The following is a 16,050-nucleotide window of genomic DNA, read 5'->3' as shown; positions in this document are numbered from 1 at the left end:
CTGTGGTAAAAGACCGGGCACAGCGCGACGACTATACCACCCCCCTGCGCCGCTTGTTCACGGGGATCGTCGTCTTGTGCCTGCTGGGCATCTTTCTGATCTGGCGCATCGACAGCCCCCGGGTCGAGCGGTTCCGGGCGCAGGTGGTCGATGCGGTGGTGCCCTCGATGGAGTGGGCCATGGTGCCGGTGACGGCCGCCGTGAACCTGGTGCGTGATTTCCAAAGCTATCAGCGGCTCAGCGAACAGAACCGCGAATTGCGCAGCGAACTGCGCCGCATGCGCGCCTGGAAAGAGGCCGCGCTGCAACTGGAACAGGAAAACGCCCGCCTTCTTGATCTCAACAACGTCCGCCTCGACCCGCGGCTGACCTACATCACCGGCGTCGTCATGGCCGACAGCGGTTCCCCGTTCCGGCAATCGGTTCTGCTGAATGTCGGCGAGCGGGACGGCATCGTCGACGGTTGGGCCGCGATGGATGGCATCGGGCTGGTGGGGCGAATCTCGGGCGTGGGGCCGGATACGGCGCGGGTGATCCTGCTGACGGACGCGTCCAGCGCAATACCGGCCACCATTCAGCCGTCCGGCCAGACGGCGCTGATCCAGGGGGACAACACCCCGGCTCCCGTGGTCGAATTTCTGGAAAACCGCGAACTCGTGCGTCCCGGCGACCGCGTGGTGACCTCGGGCGACGGCGGCGTCTTTCCGGCGGGCCTGCTGATTGGCCAGATCGCGGAAGACCCAAGCGGTCGCCTGCGTGTCCGCCTGTCGGCGGATTTCGAACGCCTGGAATTCCTGCGCGTGCTGCGCTATCACGCGGCCGATCCGATCCGCGATCCGGGCGGGCTTGTCGGCCCGAAACGCCCCGAAGCGCTGCTGCTTCCCGATGACGAGGCCGCCGATGGATAGGGCCACGTCGCGTCTTTGGATGATGAGGGGCCTGTATCTGGCCCTGGGCGTGCTGGTGATGTTCTTCCACCTGTTGCCATTGGACACCCGCCCCGATCGCTGGCCGTTTCCCGAATTGCTGATCGCCCTGACCTTTGCATGGGTCCTGCGGCGGCCGGACGACGTGCCAACCCTCAGCGTGGCGTTCGTCATGTTGATGGAGGATTTGCTGCTGCAACGCCCACCGGGCCTGCTGGCAGCGCTGGTGGTCATGGGTGCGTCCTATCTTCGGTCGGCCGGGCCGGGCATGCGCGATGCCGGATTCGTGGCGGAATGGACATCGGTCGGGGCGGTAATTTCGACCATTTTCCTGTCAAACCGCCTCGTTCTGGGGCTGCTGTCGGTTGAACAGGGAGCGATGGCGCCGGTTCTGGTCCAGGCGGCTCTGACCGTTGTGGTCTATCCGCTCGTCGTCATCTTCGGCCAAGGCGTACTGGGCGTCCGGCGCCCGTCGGCGGTCGACCCGACGATCCGGGGGGGACAGGCATGAAACGCCCCACCAAGAACACGGGCCAGGCCCACAAACGCCTGACCCGGCGGGCCCTGGTTCTGGGCGGCATGCAGCTTGCCTTTGCCGGGGGGCTGGCGGCGCGCATGCGGTACATGCAGGTCGAACAGGCCGATCAATACCGGCTGCTGGCCGAAGAGAACCGCATCAACATCCGGCTGATCCCGCCGACCCGAGGGCGTATCTATGACCGGAACGGACAGGTGATCGCGCAGAATTCGCCCTCGTACCGGATCGTCATCGTGCGCGAGGACGCCGGCGACGTCGACAAGGTGATCGCCGATCTGGCGCGGCTGATCCCGTTGAAGGAAGACGAGATCGAGCGCGCCAAGACCGAAATGCGGCGCACGGCCCCGTTCCTGCCCGTCACCCTGGCCGACCAGGTGACATGGGAGGACATCTCGAAAGTGGCGATCAATGCCCCGGCCCTTCCCGGCGTCACGCCCGAGGTCGGCCTGACCCGCCAATACCCTCGCTACGAGGATTTCGCCCATGTGGTCGGCTATGTGGGCCCGGTCAGCGACTACGACCTGAGCAAGATGGAAGACCCCGAGCCGGTCTTGATGATCCCGCGCTTTCAGATCGGCAAGGTCGGGCTTGAGGCCAAGAAGGAAGACCTGCTGCGCGGCAAGGCGGGCGCCAAGCGGGTCGAGGTCAATGCGACCGGCCGGGTCATGCGGGAACTCGACCGCCGCGAAGGCCAGCCCGGCGCCGACCTGCAACTGACCATCGACGCCGACCTGCAGGAATACGCGCAGGCCCGGCTGGCCGGCGAAAGCGCCGCCGTGGTCGTGATCGACTGTGAGACGGGCGATCTGCGGGCCATCAGCTCGACTCCCAGCTTCGACCCCAACCTGTTCGTGCGAGGGATATCTGTGGCCGATTACCAGGCCCTGACCCAGGACAACCACCGCCCGCTGGCCAACAAGACGGTTCAGGGCACCTATCCGCCCGGTTCGACCTTCAAGATGATCACCGCGCTGGCCGCGCTCGAGGCTGGCGTCGTGGGTCCGGGCGACACCGTCTATTGCCCTGGCTTCCTTAAGGTGGGCAGCCGGCGGTTTCACTGCTGGAAGCGCGGCGGACACGGGATGGTCGATCTGGAGACCTCGTTGAAGCGCAGCTGCGACGTCTACTACTACGACGTGGCGCTGCGGGTCGGGATCGACAAGATCTCGGACATGGCGCGCAAGTTCGGTCTGGGCATCAAACATGACCTGCCGATGTCGGCCGTGGCCGCGGGTCTTGCCCCGAACCAAGAATGGAAACGGCGCGTCCACGGCCAGGAATGGCTGATCGGCGACACGGCCAACGCCTCGATCGGACAGGGTTACATGCTGGCATCACCCCTGCAGCTGGCCGTCATGTCGGCCCGGATCGCCACAGGGCGCACGGTCACGCCGCGCCTGATCCGCAGCATCAACGGCGTCGAACAGCCCACAGGCGCGGGTGAACCGCTGGACGTGAACCCCCGCAACCTCGAACAGGTCCGCAAGGCGATGTTTTCCGTCTCGAACGACCGTCGCGGAACGGCCTATCGCAGCCGCATCATCGCCGACGAGTTCCGGATGGCAGGCAAGACCGGCACCAGCCAGGTACGCAACATCACCAAAGCCGAGCGTGCCGCCGGTGTCATCCGCAACGAAGACCTGCCCTGGGAGCGCCGCGACCATGCCCTGTTCGTCAGCTTCGCGCCCTATGACAACCCGAAATATGCGGTGGCGGTGGTCGTCGAGCATGGCGGCGGCGGCTCCAAGGCGGCGGCGCCGGTCGCGCGCGACGTGATGCTGCAGGCACTGTACGGGGGTACGCCCCCGCTCGAGGCCTATCCGGTGGCCGATCGAGAGCGTATCAAGGAACAGCAAAAGCGCCTGGAAGGCGATCGGCGTCCCAAGGCGCGGCCCGAGAAGAAGGATCGCGCATGAGCTATCTGGAATATGCCGTCAAGACCACGCCGACCGGGCTGCGCAAGTTTCTGTACATGAACTGGCCGCTGACCCTGTTGCTGATCAGCGTGGCCAGCGCCGGGTTCCTGATGCTGTATTCGGTCGCCGGAGGGTCGTGGCGCCCTTGGGCGGAACCGCAAATGGAGCGTTTCGCCCTCGGGCTTGTGGTCATGTTCATCGTGGCGCTGATCCCGATCTGGTTCTGGCGCAGCATGTCCTTGCTGGCTTATTTGGGCTCGGTCGGTCTGTTGGTGCTGGTCGAACTGTTCGGCACGGTCGGCATGGGCGCCCAGCGCTGGATCGACCTGGGGTTCATGCGGCTGCAGCCGTCCGAACTGACCAAGGTGACGCTGGTGATGGTGCTGGCGGCCTATTACGACTGGCTGCCTTCGGAAAAGACGTCGCGGCCGCTCTGGGTGCTTCTGCCCGTGTTTCTGATCCTGATCCCCACCGCGCTGGTGCTGAAACAGCCGGATCTGGGAACCGCGCTGCTGCTGCTGGCGGCCGGAGGAGGGCTGATGTTCCTGGCGGGCGTGCATTGGGCCTATTTCGCGGCCGTCATCGCGGCGGGTGTGGGCCTGGTCACCGCCGTGTTCAAAAGTCGCGGCACCGACTGGCAGTTGCTGAAAGACTATCAGTTCCGCCGCATCGACACCTTTCTCGACCCCTCAAGCGACCCTCTGGGCGCCGGGTATCACATCACCCAGTCGAAAATCGCGCTGGGATCCGGTGGCTGGAACGGGCGCGGGTTCATGCAGGGCACGCAGTCGCGCCTAAACTTCCTGCCCGAAAAACACACCGACTTCATCTTCACGACCCTGGCCGAAGAATTCGGCTTCGTCGGGGGCATCACGCTGCTGACGCTCTACGGGCTTATTCTTGTCTTCTGCCTGGTCACCGCCCTGTCCACCAAGGACCGGTTCTCGTCGCTTGTGACCCTGGGCATCTCGCTGAACTTCTTCCTGTTCTTTGCGGTCAACATGTCGATGGTCATGGGTCTGGCCCCGGTGGTGGGGGTGCCGCTGCCGATGGTCAGCTATGGGGGCTCGGCCATGCTGGTGCTGATGGCCGCCTTCGGCATCGTTCAGAGCGCCCACATCCACCGCCCCCGTTGACCCGAAAGGCTTGCGATGTCGATCAACGTCCTGTTCTCCGCCCGCCCTGCCCTGTGGCCGATCTATGAACCGCTTTTGACCAAGGGGCTGTCGGGGATGGACGTCACCATCGCCACCGATCTTCCGCCGGAACGGGTGGACTATGTCGTCTATGCCCCCAATGGCGGTCTGCAGGATTTCACCCCGTACACGCGGCTCAAGGCGGTACTCAGCCTCTGGGCGGGGGTCGAGAAGATCGCCGGGAACGAAACCCTGACCGTTCCGCTGGCGCGGATGGTCGATCACGGTCTGACTCAGGGCATGACCGAATGGGTGGTGGGCCACGTCCTGCGCTACCATCTGGGCATGGACCGCCACATCACGATGCAAGACGGTGTCTGGGCGCCCGACCCTCCGCCACTGGCGTCGCAGCGAACGGTCTGCGTGCTGGGGCTGGGCGCGCTGGGGCAGGCGGCGGCCGGGGTGCTGAGCAGCCTCGGGTTCAACGTCATCGGTTGGAGCCGCACCGCCAAGACAATCCCCGGCATCCGCAGCCTGCATGGGCCTGACGGCTTGCGCCGCGCGCTGACGCAGGCCGACATCGTGGTTCTGTTGCTGCCCGATACCCCGGCGACCGAAAACACCCTGAACGCCGAGACACTGGCCTTGCTGCCCAAAGGCGCCCGGATCATCAATCCGGGGCGCGGGGGGCTGATCGACGACGATGCCCTGCTGCAAGCCCTGGACACGGGCCAGATCGCCCATGCCACGCTCGACGTGTTCCGCACCGAACCCCTGCCGCCCCAGCATCCTTACTGGGCGCATCCGAACGTGACGGTCACGCCCCATATCGCATCGGAAACCCGGCCCGAGACCGCAGCCCAGGTCATCTGCGACAACATCCGGCGCAACGAGGCCGGTCAGCCGCTTTTGCATCTGGTCGATCGCGACCTGGGCTACTGACGGCGCCGAAACAGCGCCGCACGCCAGTCTCACCTGGTCCGTCGCCCGGCCCGCAATGGGCCGCGCCGGGTGGGCGCAGCCGGTCGGTCACACCGCGATCAGCCCCCGCCCTTTCAGCAAGGCATCGACGCCCGGCAAGCGACCGCGGAACGCCAGATACAAGTCTTCGGCCTCTTTCGAGCCGCCGGTCGACAGGATGTGGTCTTCCAGCGCCCGCGCCTTTTCGCGGTCGAATGCACCGCCGGCCTCTTCAAAGGCCGCAAAGGCATCCGCGTCCATGACCTCGGACCACATGTAGCTGTAGTAGCCCGAGCTGTAGCCGTCCCCGGCAAAGACATGCGCAAAATGCGGGGCCGCGTGGCGCATCCCGATCGCGTGCGGCATCCCGATCTCGGCCAGAACCTCGACCTGCCGCGCCATCGGATCGGCCGGGGCCGGACCGTCGTGAAAGGCCAGATCGACCAGCGCCGAGGCCACATATTCCACCGTCTGGAAGCCCTGATCGAAATTGGCGGCACCCAGAACCTTTTCCAGCATCTCGGGCGGCATCGGCGCCCCGGTTTCGGCATGGGTCGCGAACTCGGCCAGCACCTCGGGCACCTCCAGCCAATGTTCGTACAGCTGGCTGGGCAGCTCGACGAAATCCCGCGCGACGCTGGTGCCCGAAATGCTTTCATAGGTCACGTTCGACAGCATCTGATGCAGGGCGTGTCCGAATTCGTGGAACAGGGTCCGCGCGTCGTCATAAGACAGCAGCGCCGGGTCACCCTTGGCGAAATTGCACACGTTGATGACAACCGGCCTCTGCACCTTGGGAAACTTGGCCTGCGCCCGCATCGCGCTGCACCATGCGCCCGACCGTTTCGAGCCGCGCGCGAAATAGTCGCCGATGAACACGGCCACATGCTGGCCGTCGCGGGTGACCTCCCAGGCCCGGCAATCGGGATGATACAGCGGCACATCCAGCGGCGCGAACTCCAGCCCGAACAGACGGTTGGCGCAAGAAAACGCGGCCTCGATCATCCGGTCCAGTTGCAGATAGGGCTTCAGCGCCGCCTCATCCAGGTCATGCTCGGCCTTGCGGCGTTTCTCGGCATAGTAGCGCCAGTCCCACGGCTCCAGCGGGCCATTGATGCCGTCGGCCTGCATCATCTGCGTCAGTACCGCAGCATCGGCCTCGGCGCGGGCCTTGGCCGGGGTCCAGACCTGCATCAGCAGATCGCGCACACGCTGGGGGGTGCGGGCCATCTCGGTCTCCAGCTTGAAGGCCGCAAAATTCTCATAGCCCAGCAGCCGGGCGCGTTCCTCGCGCAGCTTCAGGATCTCGGCCGCGATGTCGCGGTTGTCGGTCTCGCCCCCATTCGCCCCACGCGCCGTCCAGGCGCGATAGGCCTTCTCGCGCAGGTCACGCCGGGGCGAGAATTGCAGGAAGGGCACGATCAGCGACCGCGACAGGGTCACGACAGGGCCATCCGCCCCCTTTTCCCGGCCCGCGGCCCGCGCGGCGTCGATCACGAAATCGGGCAGCCCGTCCAGATCATCCTCGGACAGCGGCATGAACCAGGTGCGCTCGTCCGCCAGCAGGTTCTGGGTGAAGGCGGTGCCAAGGCTGGCCAGACGCGCCTTGATCTCCTGCATGCGGGCATCCGCCTCGCCCTGCAGGGCCGCCCCCGAGCGGACAAAGCCGCGATGGGTCAGCATCAGCACCCGCGCCTGTTCCTCGGTCAAGCCCAGATCGTCCCGCTGCGCCCACAGGTCCGCCACCCGCCGGAACAGGGCCTTGTTCGACGAGATCGCCGCGAAATGGGCCGCCAGCTTGGGCGAGAAGTCGCGCTGCAGCGCCTCGCGCGCCGGATTGCTGTCGGCACCGGCCACGGTGTAGAAAACCGACAGAACCTTGCTCAGACCTTCACCGGCGGCCTCGAGCGCCTCGATCGTGTTGGCAAAGCTTGGCGGTTCGGGGTTGGCCGCAATCGCCGCGATCTGGTCGGCATGCGCCTGCAGCGCCTGCTCGAGCGCGGGGGCGAAGTCATCATCCGAGATCTCGGCAAAGGGCGCGATTTCAAACGGGGTCGTCCAGTCGGACAGGATCGGGTTGCTCATCGAATACTCCTTCGAGCGTCAAGCTAGGAATAGCGGCCAGGATCGTCCAGAGGCGGACGCCAGGTTTCTGGAACGGGTGCTTTCAGCCCGATCGCCCGCAGACGGGGCAATCGGCGCGCCGTGACAGGGTGATCTTGCGGCTTTCGCCGTATAGCGCGTCATAGATCAGCATATCGCCGCGCAGGGCCTGCCCGGCACCGGTGATCACCTTGATCGCCTCGACCGCCATCATCGCGCCCACCACACCGGGCAGCGGCCCGATCACCCCGGCCTCGGCGCAGGATGGCGCGAGACCCGGGGCCGGAGCCTCGGGGAAGATGCATTGGTAACAAGGCGCACCGCTGGCCGGATCGAACACGCTCAGCTGTCCCTCCCACTGCGACAGCGCGCCCGAGATCAGCGGTTTGCCCAGCGCCACGGCTGTGCGGTTGACCAAGTACCGGGTGTCGAAATTGTCGGTGCCGTCGAGGATCAGGTCATAGTCTGAAAACAGCTCGGCGGCGATCTCCTCGGTCAGGCGGCGGTGATAGGGGCGCACGATGACGTTGGGGTTCTGCGCCACCATCGCCTGCTGCGCGGAAAACACCTTGGGCATGCCTATGTCGGGATCGCGATGGATCACCTGCCGCTGCAGGTTGGCGTTTTCGACCACGTCGTCGTCGATCACCCCGATCGTGCCGACACCCGCGGCGGCCAGATATTGCAAGGCCGGCGCGCCCAGCCCCCCGGCGCCGATCACCAGCACGCGCGCCGTCTTCATGCGTTTCTGGCCCGGTCCGCCCAGCTCGCGCAGGACGATGTGGCGGGCATAGCGTTCCAGTTCGGTCTGGCTGAACTGCCCGGCCGGGGCGGGCGCAGGCTCGGCCTGCACCGCATGTGCACGACGGTGCAACGCTTTCACGATAGCGCCATACCCCGCCGCCAAAGCCGCCGCCCCCACCAAAATCAACCACATCGCGGCCGACCCGCCGGTGGCCAGGCGGACCGGGTGGCCATCGGGCAGAACCAGATGCGACAGCACGACCCCCGCCATCAGAACCAGAACCGAGACCCATCGCGCGGTGCGGGAGGCGCCGGCCAGATAGCCCAGCCCCCACAGCCCCACCGCCAGGATCAGGACCAACAGCATCAGCTGCGCCCGGTGGATCCGAACCCACCGGCTCCGCGTTCCGTCTGCCGCAGGTGGCCGGTCAGCTCGAACCGGGCCTGCACGACCGGCGCGACGACCAGCTGCGCGATCCGGTCGCCATGGGCGATCTCGAACCGGTCCTGCCCCGCGTTCAACACGATCACCCCCAGCGGGCCGCGATAGTCGCTGTCGATCGTGCCCGGCGCGTTGGGCAGCGTGATCCCATGTTTCAACGCAAGCCCCGAACGCGGGCGGACCTGCACCTCATAGCCATCCGGTATCTCGATCCGCAGGCCGGTCGGCACCAGGGCGCGCTCTCCGGGCATCAGAACGATTTGGCCCCGATCCGGCAGGTTGGCCCGCACGTCCGCACCGGCGGCGCCGGCCGTTTCATAGGACGGCAATGCAACCGCCGGATCGGCCCCGTCTTCCCGGATCACCCGAATTGCCACCATCGCTGCCCCCTCGTTTTCCAACTGCGTGCACCTGCAACGGGCCGGTCACCCGGCCAAAGCCGCCGCAATCCGTTCCGCCAACTGCGCGGCCACCGCGTCCTTGCCCATGCGCGGCCATTCCTCGGCGCCTGCGTCCGAGATCAGAACAACCGCGTTCTCGGGCCCGCCCATGATCCCCGTCGCCGGGCTGACGTCATTGGCCACGATCCAGTCACACCCCTTGCGCGCCCGTTTGGCGGTTGCATGGGCGATCACGTCGTCAGTCTCGGCGGCGAAACCCACGACCAAGGCGGGCCGGCCGGTTCCCATGTGCGACACACGCTTGAGAATGTCCGGGTTCTCGGCAAACTCCAGCGCGGGCGTGCCATCGCGGCTTTTCTTGAGCTTGCGATCCGAGGCCCTGTCAACGCGCCAGTCGGCCACCGCGGCCGCAAACACGCCCGCATCCACCGGCAAGGCGGCATCCACCGCATCCGACATCTGCTGCGCGGTCTCGACACGCACCACCTGCACGCCGTCAGGCGGCGGCACCTCGGCGGGACCGGTGACAAAGACCACCTCGGCCCCGAGCGCCGCCAGAGCCCGGGCAATCGCGGTGCCCTGCGCGCCCGAGGACCGGTTGGCGATGTACCGCACCGGGTCGATCGGCTCGTGCGTCGGCCCCGAGGTCACCAGAATCCGCTTGCCCGTCAACGGACCGTCCGCCAGCGCCGCCTCGACCGCCGCGACGATCTCCAGCGGCTCGGACATCCGCCCGGGCCCGTATTCGCCGCAGGCCATGTCGCCATCGTTCGGCCCCACGAACCGAACCCCGTCGGCGATCAACTGACGGTGGTTGCGTTGGGTCGCCGAGTGGGTCCACATCCGCACGTTCATCGCCGGCGCGCACAGAACCGGCGTGTCCGTCGCCATCAACAGGGTCGAGGCCAGATCGTTGGCCAGCCCCCCGGCCATCTTGCCCATCAGATCGGCCGTCGCGGGCGCGACCACCACCAGATCGGCCGAACGCGACAGTTGGATGTGCCCCATCTCGGCCTCATCCGTCAGGTCGAACAGATCGCGATAGGCCTTTTCCCCGGCCAGAGCCGCCACCGAAAGCGGGGTCACGAATTCCTCGGCCGCGCGGGTCAGGACCGGAGTGACCGAGGCGCCCCGCTCGCGCAGGCGGCGGATCAGGTCGAGCGACTTGTAGGCCGCGATGCCTCCGCCGATGATCAGGAGAATCCGTTTGGATGCCAGCATGTTCAGCCTTTCCCGGTCGCAGTCGGACCCGACACTATGCCACGCATGGCCCAAGTTCCAGCGGTTAATCCTGAGTCTCGAACGCCTTGCAGGGGTCCTCGCGTTCGGCGGCGGGGCTGTCGATCACCGCATCGAATTGACCGGTCAGCGCACCGTCTTCGGCCTGCCCCAGCACGAACAGCTTCAGCCCCGGTCGCAAGCGCGCCAGGAAGGTCGGAATGCCCTGATCCTTGCGCGCATGACCATTGCCCGTGATCACCGCCACCGGTCCGCCGGTCTCATCCATCGCGCGCAGGATGGCGCGGGCCAGAACCGCATCGCGCAGGCGTTGGATGGCGACCAGCTGTGGCAAAATCTCGGCAGGCATGGCGTTGCAGTGGGCTGCCTGCTGCTCGGACTCGCGCGCGGCCTGATCCTCGGGGGCCAGCGGCACGGTCAGGCCGTATCGCGCCGCATCGGCGCCCAGCGCGGTCGCGGCCCCGCGCTCCATCGCGGCCCGGGCCGCCGCACGGGGCACCATCGCCCCATAGACCGGCGCGTCCGACGCCTGAAAAACCGGATAATACATGCTGAGCGGTGGCCAGCCGGATTCGGCCCAGCGCAGGATGCGCGACAGTTCCTCGGGGTTGGACGCAGCCGTCTGCGCCAGGCGCTGCGCGCCCTCTTCGGTGACCATTTCCCAAACCACGGCCGACGGCTGGATCGCCGCGATCGCCTCGGTCTGCACCAGGTGATGGCGCGGGTTGTCGTGAACCTCACCCAGGATGACCACATCGGCCTCTTTCATCTGGGCCAGAACGTCGCCGGGAATGTATTCACCGGCCGCCGCCATGCGCGCCATACCGGTGAGGGAAACGGCAGCCGCCGTCAGAATCGCAAGAAATCTCATGCGAAGAAGTGTTGCACCTCGCGCGATTGCCCTTCAAGGCTCTTGCGCATTTTCACGAAAGCCGCCGCCTCGAGCTGGCGCACGCGCTCTTTCGACAGGCCCAGTTCCTGGCCCAGGCTTTCCAGCGTCCGCGCCGGGTCGCGCAGTTTTCGCTCGCGCACGATGAACCGTTCCCTGTCGTTCAGCGCCTGCATCGCCGTGATCAGCCACTCCCGCAGTTGGCGGATGTCGTGTCCGTGTTCCACCAGTTCGGCGGCCTGCGTGCTGTCATCCTCCAGCGCGTCGATCCATTCGCGACCATCCTCGTCGGCCGACTGCACGGCGTTCAGAGAAAAATCGGACCCGGCCAGCCGGCCATGCATCATTTCGACATCTCGCAGCGGAACACCGATCTCGGCCGCGATCATCTGGTGCAGCTGGTGGCGGTCCAGTTCCACACCATCGGACGCGGCTTCACGCTCCAGCCGCGCCTGCACGCGCCGCATGTTGAAAAACAGGGATTTCTGGGACGAGGTCGAACCGGTCCGCACCATCGACCAGTTGCGCATCACGTAATCCTGAATGCTGGCCTTGATCCACCACACAGCATAGGTCGAAAATCGGACCCCGCGATCCGGGTCGAACTTGTCGGCGGCCTTCATCAAGCCAAGCCCGGCCTCTTGGATCAGATCATTCATCGGCGCGCCATAGCGTTTGAACTTCGCCGCCATTGAAATGGCCAGACGCATATAGGCCGTTATCAACCGGTGAAGGGCCTGTTCGTCGCGCTCGTCGCGCCAGGCATAAGCCAGGCGCAATTCGGTTTCCGCATCCAGCAATTCGGCTTTCATAGCCTGCCGGGACATCGAGAAGTCGTTCGGGTTATCCAGTGCCATGCAGCTCTCCCATCTGTCGTAGGCGCCGCCGGTCTTGCCTTGCCGACGTATGGTCGATACGCAAGGGCGCACCGGGTGGATCACTGTAAAGGTAGTCAAAAATGCATCCCGATTTAACCTTTGTGCTGGGTGGCGCGGCATCGGGAAAATCTGCATTTGCCGAGCAACTCGTTGTTTCAACAGGAAAAACCCGCATCTACCTGGCAACATCACAAGTGTTTGATGATGAGATGCGCCTAAAAATCAGGCGCCATGTGGATCAAAGAGGCGACGGCTGGCACACGATCGAAGCCCCGGTGGACCTGCGCCCGGCGCTGGCGGGGCTGAGCCCGGATCAGGTCTGTCTGATCGAGTGCGCCACGATGTGGCTCAGCAATCACCTGCTGGCCGACAGCGATCTTGAACAGGAACAGGCCGCCCTTCTGGCCGCTTTGCGGGCCTGCCCCGCGCAGATCGTGATCGTCTCGAACGAGGTTGGGCACGGTATCGTTCCCGACAATGCGCTGGCCCGCAAATTCCGCGAGGCGCAAGGGCGACTGAACATCGCTCTCGCCGCCCAAGCCGACCTTGTGGTTCAGGTCATCGCGGGACTGCCGCAGGTTTTGAAAGGCCAGTTGCCGTGACCCGGTTGCATCTTGTCCGCCACGGCCCGACCCGTGCCAAAACGATGGTGGGCTGGTCCGATATTCCCGCCGACCTGAGCGACCACGCGGCCCTCGCGCGCCTGCATGACCACCTGCCGCGGGATGCGCTGGTCATTTCGTCGGACCTGTCGCGCGCCGCGGATACGGCCACGGCCATTCAAGGCACGCGCCGCCGCCTGCCGCACCATCCCGACCTGCGCGAGATCCATTTCGGCACGTGGGAGATGCGCGCCTTCGCCGAGATCGAGGCCGAAGACCCCGAACTGGCATTTGCCTATTGGGACAGCCCCGGCGACGTACGCCCGCCCAACGGCGAAAGCTGGAACGCGGTCCGCGCGCGGGTCGACGCGGCCATCGACGGGCTGATTGATACGTATACCGGGGCTGATCTGATCATCGTGGCCCATTTCGGCGTGATCCTGACCCAGCTACAGCGTGCCCTTGACCTGAACGCGCAACAGACCTTCGCCCATCGCATCGACAACCTGTCGGTGACCGAGCTGGCCTTTGACGGCAAAACCTGGTCGACCGGCCGGATCAATCATCTTCCGTGAACACGGGGCACACAATTCAGCGTTTTACCGATGTCAGGCGTTCGGCCATCCTTGAGCCATGACATATGACCTTTTCATCGGGGACCGCCTGTTTTCCAGCTGGTCCATGCGCGGCTGGCTGATGCTGGAAAAATTTGGCCTGCCCTGCACGACCCACATGATCGGCCTGTATTCGGACACGATGGCCCGGGACATGCAGCCGCTGGCCCCGGCCCGTCTGGTCCCTGCGCTGCGCCTGCCCGACGGCACGGTGGTCGGCGAAAGCCACGCCATGGCCGAGACGCTCGCCGAACGCCACCCCGATGCCGGGCTTTGGCCGCAAGACGCCGCCGCTCGCGCAACCGCCCGTTGGCTGTGTGCCGAGATGGTCGCCGGGTTCCACGCGCTGCGGTCGGCCTGCCCCATGCAACTCAAACACCGCTGGAAAGGGTTCGAGCCGTCTGGAGAAACCCGCGCCGATCTGACCCGGATCGAGACCCTGTGGGCGCATGCGCGCAAGATCTCGGGCACGACGTCCGGCCCGTTGTTCGGCCGCTATTCGCTGGCCGATGTGTTCTATACGCCGGTCGCAGCCCGGATCATCGGCTACGGTCTGCCCGTGTCCGTGCAGAGCCACGACTACTGCATGGAATTGTTGTCAGACCCGGCGGTTCGGCAATGGCGCGCGATGGGGCTGACTGTCGACTACGACCCGTTCCCCTATGACCAGCCGCTCAACGCCGAGCCCTGGCCGATCGGCGGGGCCTCGACGGCCCGCGCGGTTGAGGCGGGGCCTTCGGTCAATGACCTCTGCCCCTATTCCGGCAAGCCGGTGACCGCATTTCTTGAGCTGGATGGAAATCGATGGGGCTTCTGCAACACCTTCTGCCGCGACAAAACCCTGGCCGACCCCGGAGCGTGGCCGAAATTCACGCAAATGATCCGGCAAGCGGTGTGACCGTTAACCATTCCTAAACCGAAGCCATGGCAGCAAGGTCCCGTTAACCAATAACAGGATTGCCATGGTCGCCCGCGCTCATACCGTTGCCTTTCAGGGGGTCGAGGCCCGCCCGGTCGAGGTGCAATGCGCCGTATCCCCCGGGCTGCCCGCCTTTTCGATCGTCGGGCTGCCGGACAAGGCCGTGTCCGAGGCCCGCGAACGCGTACGCAGTGCGCTTGGCGCGATGGCCATTGCGCTGCCATCCAAACGCATCACGATCAACCTGTCGCCCGCCGATCTGCCCAAGGAGGGCAGCCATTTCGACCTGCCGATCGCGCTGGCCCTGCTCTGTGCCATCGACATCCTGCCCGCCGACGCTGCCGAAAGCACCATGGCTCTGGGCGAGCTTTCGCTGGACGGCTCGTTGGTGCCCGTGGCCGGCGCCCTGCCCGCCGCGATGACCGCCGCGGCCGAGGGCCGCACACTGCTGTGTCCGCGCGCGTCGGGCGCCGAGGCGGCCTGGGTCGACGCGACCCAGGTGATCGGGGCCGCGTCCCTGGCCGACGTCGTGCGCCATTTCACCGGCCAGTCGCCCCTGCCGGTCGCCCAGCCCGGCGAGGTCAGGTTGGAACCCTCGACCCGCGATCTGCGTGACGTCAAGGGGCAGGAACGGGCAAAACGCGCGCTGGAAATCGCAGCGGCCGGCCGTCACCACATGATCATGATCGGCACGCCGGGGTCAGGCAAATCCATGCTGGCCGCCCGCTTGCCCGGCATCCTGCCGCCGCTGACGCCAACCGAGGCGCTCGAGACCTCGATGATCCAATCGCTGTGCGGCATGCTGGACGAGGGCGGCATCAGCCGGACCCGTCCGTTCCGCGAACCGCACCATACGGCGTCGATGGCGGCGATCGTGGGCGGCGGAAAAGGCGCGAAACCCGGCGAAATTTCCCTGGCCCACAACGGCGTGCTGTTCATGGACGAATTCCCCGAGTTTCCGCGAACGGTTCTGGAAACCCTGCGCCAGCCCATCGAGACCGGCGAAGTCATGGTCGCCCGCGCCAACGCCCATGTGAAATACCCCTGCCGGTTCATGCTTGTGGCGGCGGCGAACCCCTGCAAATGCGGATATCTCAGCGATCCGTCGCGCGCCTGCTCGCGCGCGCCGGTCTGCGGCGAGGACTATCTGGGCCGCATCTCGGGGCCGCTGATGGACCGGTTCGACCTGCGGATCGAAGTGCCGCCCGTGGGCTTTACCGACCTTGACCTGCCGCCATCCGGCGACAGCTCGGTGACCGTCGCCGCGCGGGTGCAACAGGCGCGCGTTGTTCAGGCCCGGCGCTTTCAGGACACGCCCGGCATTCGCCAGAACGCCGATATCGAGGGCAATCTGCTGGAAGAGGTCGCCGCACCAGATGCCGAGGGCAAGGACCTGCTGGTCAAGGCGGCCGAGCGGTTCGGCCTGTCGGCGCGGGCCTACCACCGCATTCTGCGCGTGGCCCGCACCATTGCCGATCTCGAGGGCGCGCCCGATGTGCGCCGCCCCCACGTGGCCGAGGCGCTGAGCTACAGGATCAGCGCGCGGGTTGCGGCCTAGGTCAACGACTCATAGACGCGCAACCAGATGCGTGTTGCGGCGAGTTTGACTAGGGCGAGGAAGTTGGCGTCATGTTTCTCGTATCTGGTTGCGATGGCCCTGTAGTGCTTGAGCTTTGAGAAAAACCGTTCGATCCGGTTGCGCCGCTTGTAGGTTTCCCGGTCCAGCGGCGGCGGGTCGGAGCG

The 16,050-nt window shown here is 66.0% G+C and carries 16 protein-coding genes; 9 read left to right on the top strand and 7 right to left on the bottom strand.

The window, feature by feature from the left end; all coding sequences use genetic code 11:
- Positions 1-2: 2 nt before the first annotated feature.
- From mreC to F3H26_RS16585, 5 genes are read left to right on the top strand one after another with little or no spacing between them, the layout of a single operon-like run.
- Entirely contained in the window at positions 3-908 is a 906-nt protein-coding gene (gene mreC, locus F3H26_RS16605; RefSeq protein ID WP_149777110.1) for a rod shape-determining protein MreC, read from the top strand.
- The gene (locus F3H26_RS16600; protein ID WP_149777109.1) at positions 901-1,437 is read left to right on the top strand and encodes a rod shape-determining protein MreD; all 537 of its coding nucleotides are present in this window, start codon (positions 901-903) and stop codon (positions 1,435-1,437) included. Before mreC ends, F3H26_RS16600 begins: the two co-directional genes overlap by 8 nt.
- On the top strand, positions 1,434-3,380 hold the full coding sequence (gene mrdA / locus F3H26_RS16595; protein WP_149777108.1) for a penicillin-binding protein 2: 1,947 nt from the start codon (positions 1,434-1,436) through the stop codon (positions 3,378-3,380). The genes F3H26_RS16600 and mrdA overlap by 4 nt, the downstream gene beginning before the upstream one ends.
- Positions 3,377-4,516 (top strand): rod shape-determining protein RodA, encoded by a 1,140-nt coding sequence (rodA, locus tag F3H26_RS16590; protein ID WP_149777107.1) that lies wholly within the window; start codon positions 3,377-3,379, stop codon positions 4,514-4,516. The genes mrdA and rodA overlap by 4 nt, the downstream gene beginning before the upstream one ends.
- 15 nt (positions 4,517-4,531) lie before the next feature.
- Positions 4,532-5,458 carry a 2-hydroxyacid dehydrogenase gene (locus F3H26_RS16585; RefSeq protein ID WP_149777106.1) on the top strand — a complete coding sequence of 309 codons (927 nt, stop codon included), beginning with the start codon at positions 4,532-4,534 and terminating at the stop codon, positions 5,456-5,458.
- An 87-nt stretch (positions 5,459-5,545) separates the two neighbouring features.
- Here the strand turns inward: F3H26_RS16585 and F3H26_RS16580 are convergent, their stop codons facing one another.
- The 6 genes from F3H26_RS16580 to F3H26_RS16555 form a co-directional block, all read right to left on the bottom strand.
- Positions 5,546-7,561: a M3 family metallopeptidase gene (locus tag F3H26_RS16580; RefSeq protein ID WP_149777105.1), complete on the bottom strand. Its 2,016-nt coding sequence runs from the start codon at positions 7,559-7,561 to the stop codon at positions 5,546-5,548.
- Positions 7,562-7,643: 82 nt separating this feature from the next.
- Positions 7,644-8,690, bottom strand: a complete 1,047-nt coding sequence (locus tag F3H26_RS16575; RefSeq protein ID WP_149777104.1) for a HesA/MoeB/ThiF family protein — start codon at positions 8,688-8,690, stop codon at positions 7,644-7,646.
- Positions 8,690-9,145: a dUTP diphosphatase gene (gene dut / locus F3H26_RS16570; protein ID WP_149777103.1), complete on the bottom strand. Its 456-nt coding sequence runs from the start codon at positions 9,143-9,145 to the stop codon at positions 8,690-8,692. The genes F3H26_RS16575 and dut overlap by 1 nt, the downstream gene beginning before the upstream one ends.
- 45 nt (positions 9,146-9,190) lie before the next feature.
- The gene (coaBC, locus tag F3H26_RS16565; RefSeq protein WP_149777102.1) at positions 9,191-10,387 is read right to left on the bottom strand and encodes a bifunctional phosphopantothenoylcysteine decarboxylase/phosphopantothenate--cysteine ligase CoaBC; all 1,197 of its coding nucleotides are present in this window, start codon (positions 10,385-10,387) and stop codon (positions 9,191-9,193) included.
- A gap of 64 nt (positions 10,388-10,451) precedes the next feature.
- Positions 10,452-11,276 (bottom strand): ChaN family lipoprotein, encoded by an 825-nt coding sequence (locus F3H26_RS16560; RefSeq protein WP_149777101.1) that lies wholly within the window; start codon positions 11,274-11,276, stop codon positions 10,452-10,454.
- Positions 11,273-12,151 (bottom strand): RNA polymerase factor sigma-32, encoded by an 879-nt coding sequence (locus tag F3H26_RS16555; RefSeq protein ID WP_149777100.1) that lies wholly within the window; start codon positions 12,149-12,151, stop codon positions 11,273-11,275. The genes F3H26_RS16560 and F3H26_RS16555 overlap by 4 nt, the downstream gene beginning before the upstream one ends.
- A 101-nt stretch (positions 12,152-12,252) precedes the next feature.
- Here F3H26_RS16555 and cobU point away from each other — a divergent pair, with 101 nt between their 5' ends.
- From cobU to F3H26_RS16535, 4 genes are all read left to right on the top strand, one after another.
- Entirely contained in the window at positions 12,253-12,774 is a 522-nt protein-coding gene (gene cobU / locus F3H26_RS16550) for a bifunctional adenosylcobinamide kinase/adenosylcobinamide-phosphate guanylyltransferase (RefSeq protein ID WP_149777099.1), read from the top strand.
- Positions 12,771-13,349 carry a histidine phosphatase family protein gene (locus F3H26_RS16545; protein WP_149777098.1) on the top strand — a complete coding sequence of 193 codons (579 nt, stop codon included), beginning with the start codon at positions 12,771-12,773 and terminating at the stop codon, positions 13,347-13,349. The genes cobU and F3H26_RS16545 overlap by 4 nt, the downstream gene beginning before the upstream one ends.
- A gap of 58 nt (positions 13,350-13,407) precedes the next feature.
- Positions 13,408-14,286: a glutathione S-transferase gene (locus tag F3H26_RS16540; RefSeq protein ID WP_149777097.1), complete on the top strand. Its 879-nt coding sequence runs from the start codon at positions 13,408-13,410 to the stop codon at positions 14,284-14,286.
- A 64-nt stretch (positions 14,287-14,350) separates the two neighbouring features.
- Complete coding sequence (locus F3H26_RS16535; RefSeq protein WP_149777096.1) at positions 14,351-15,865, top strand: YifB family Mg chelatase-like AAA ATPase; 1,515 nt, start codon at positions 14,351-14,353, stop codon at positions 15,863-15,865.
- Here F3H26_RS16535 and F3H26_RS16530 read toward each other — a convergent pair.
- Positions 15,862-16,050, bottom strand: a 189-nt coding sequence (locus F3H26_RS16530) for a transposase (RefSeq protein ID WP_149777095.1), incomplete at its 5' end; no start/stop codon positions are given. The two genes, F3H26_RS16535 and F3H26_RS16530, sit on opposite strands and share 4 nt — an antisense overlap.

It is taken from the genome of Ruegeria intermedia, assembly GCF_900129345.1.
Taxonomy (GTDB): Bacteria; Pseudomonadota; Alphaproteobacteria; order Rhodobacterales; family Rhodobacteraceae; genus Ruegeria; species Ruegeria intermedia.
Note: the sequence above shows the minus strand (reverse complement) of the source record. Positions and strands in the feature narration are given on the sequence as shown.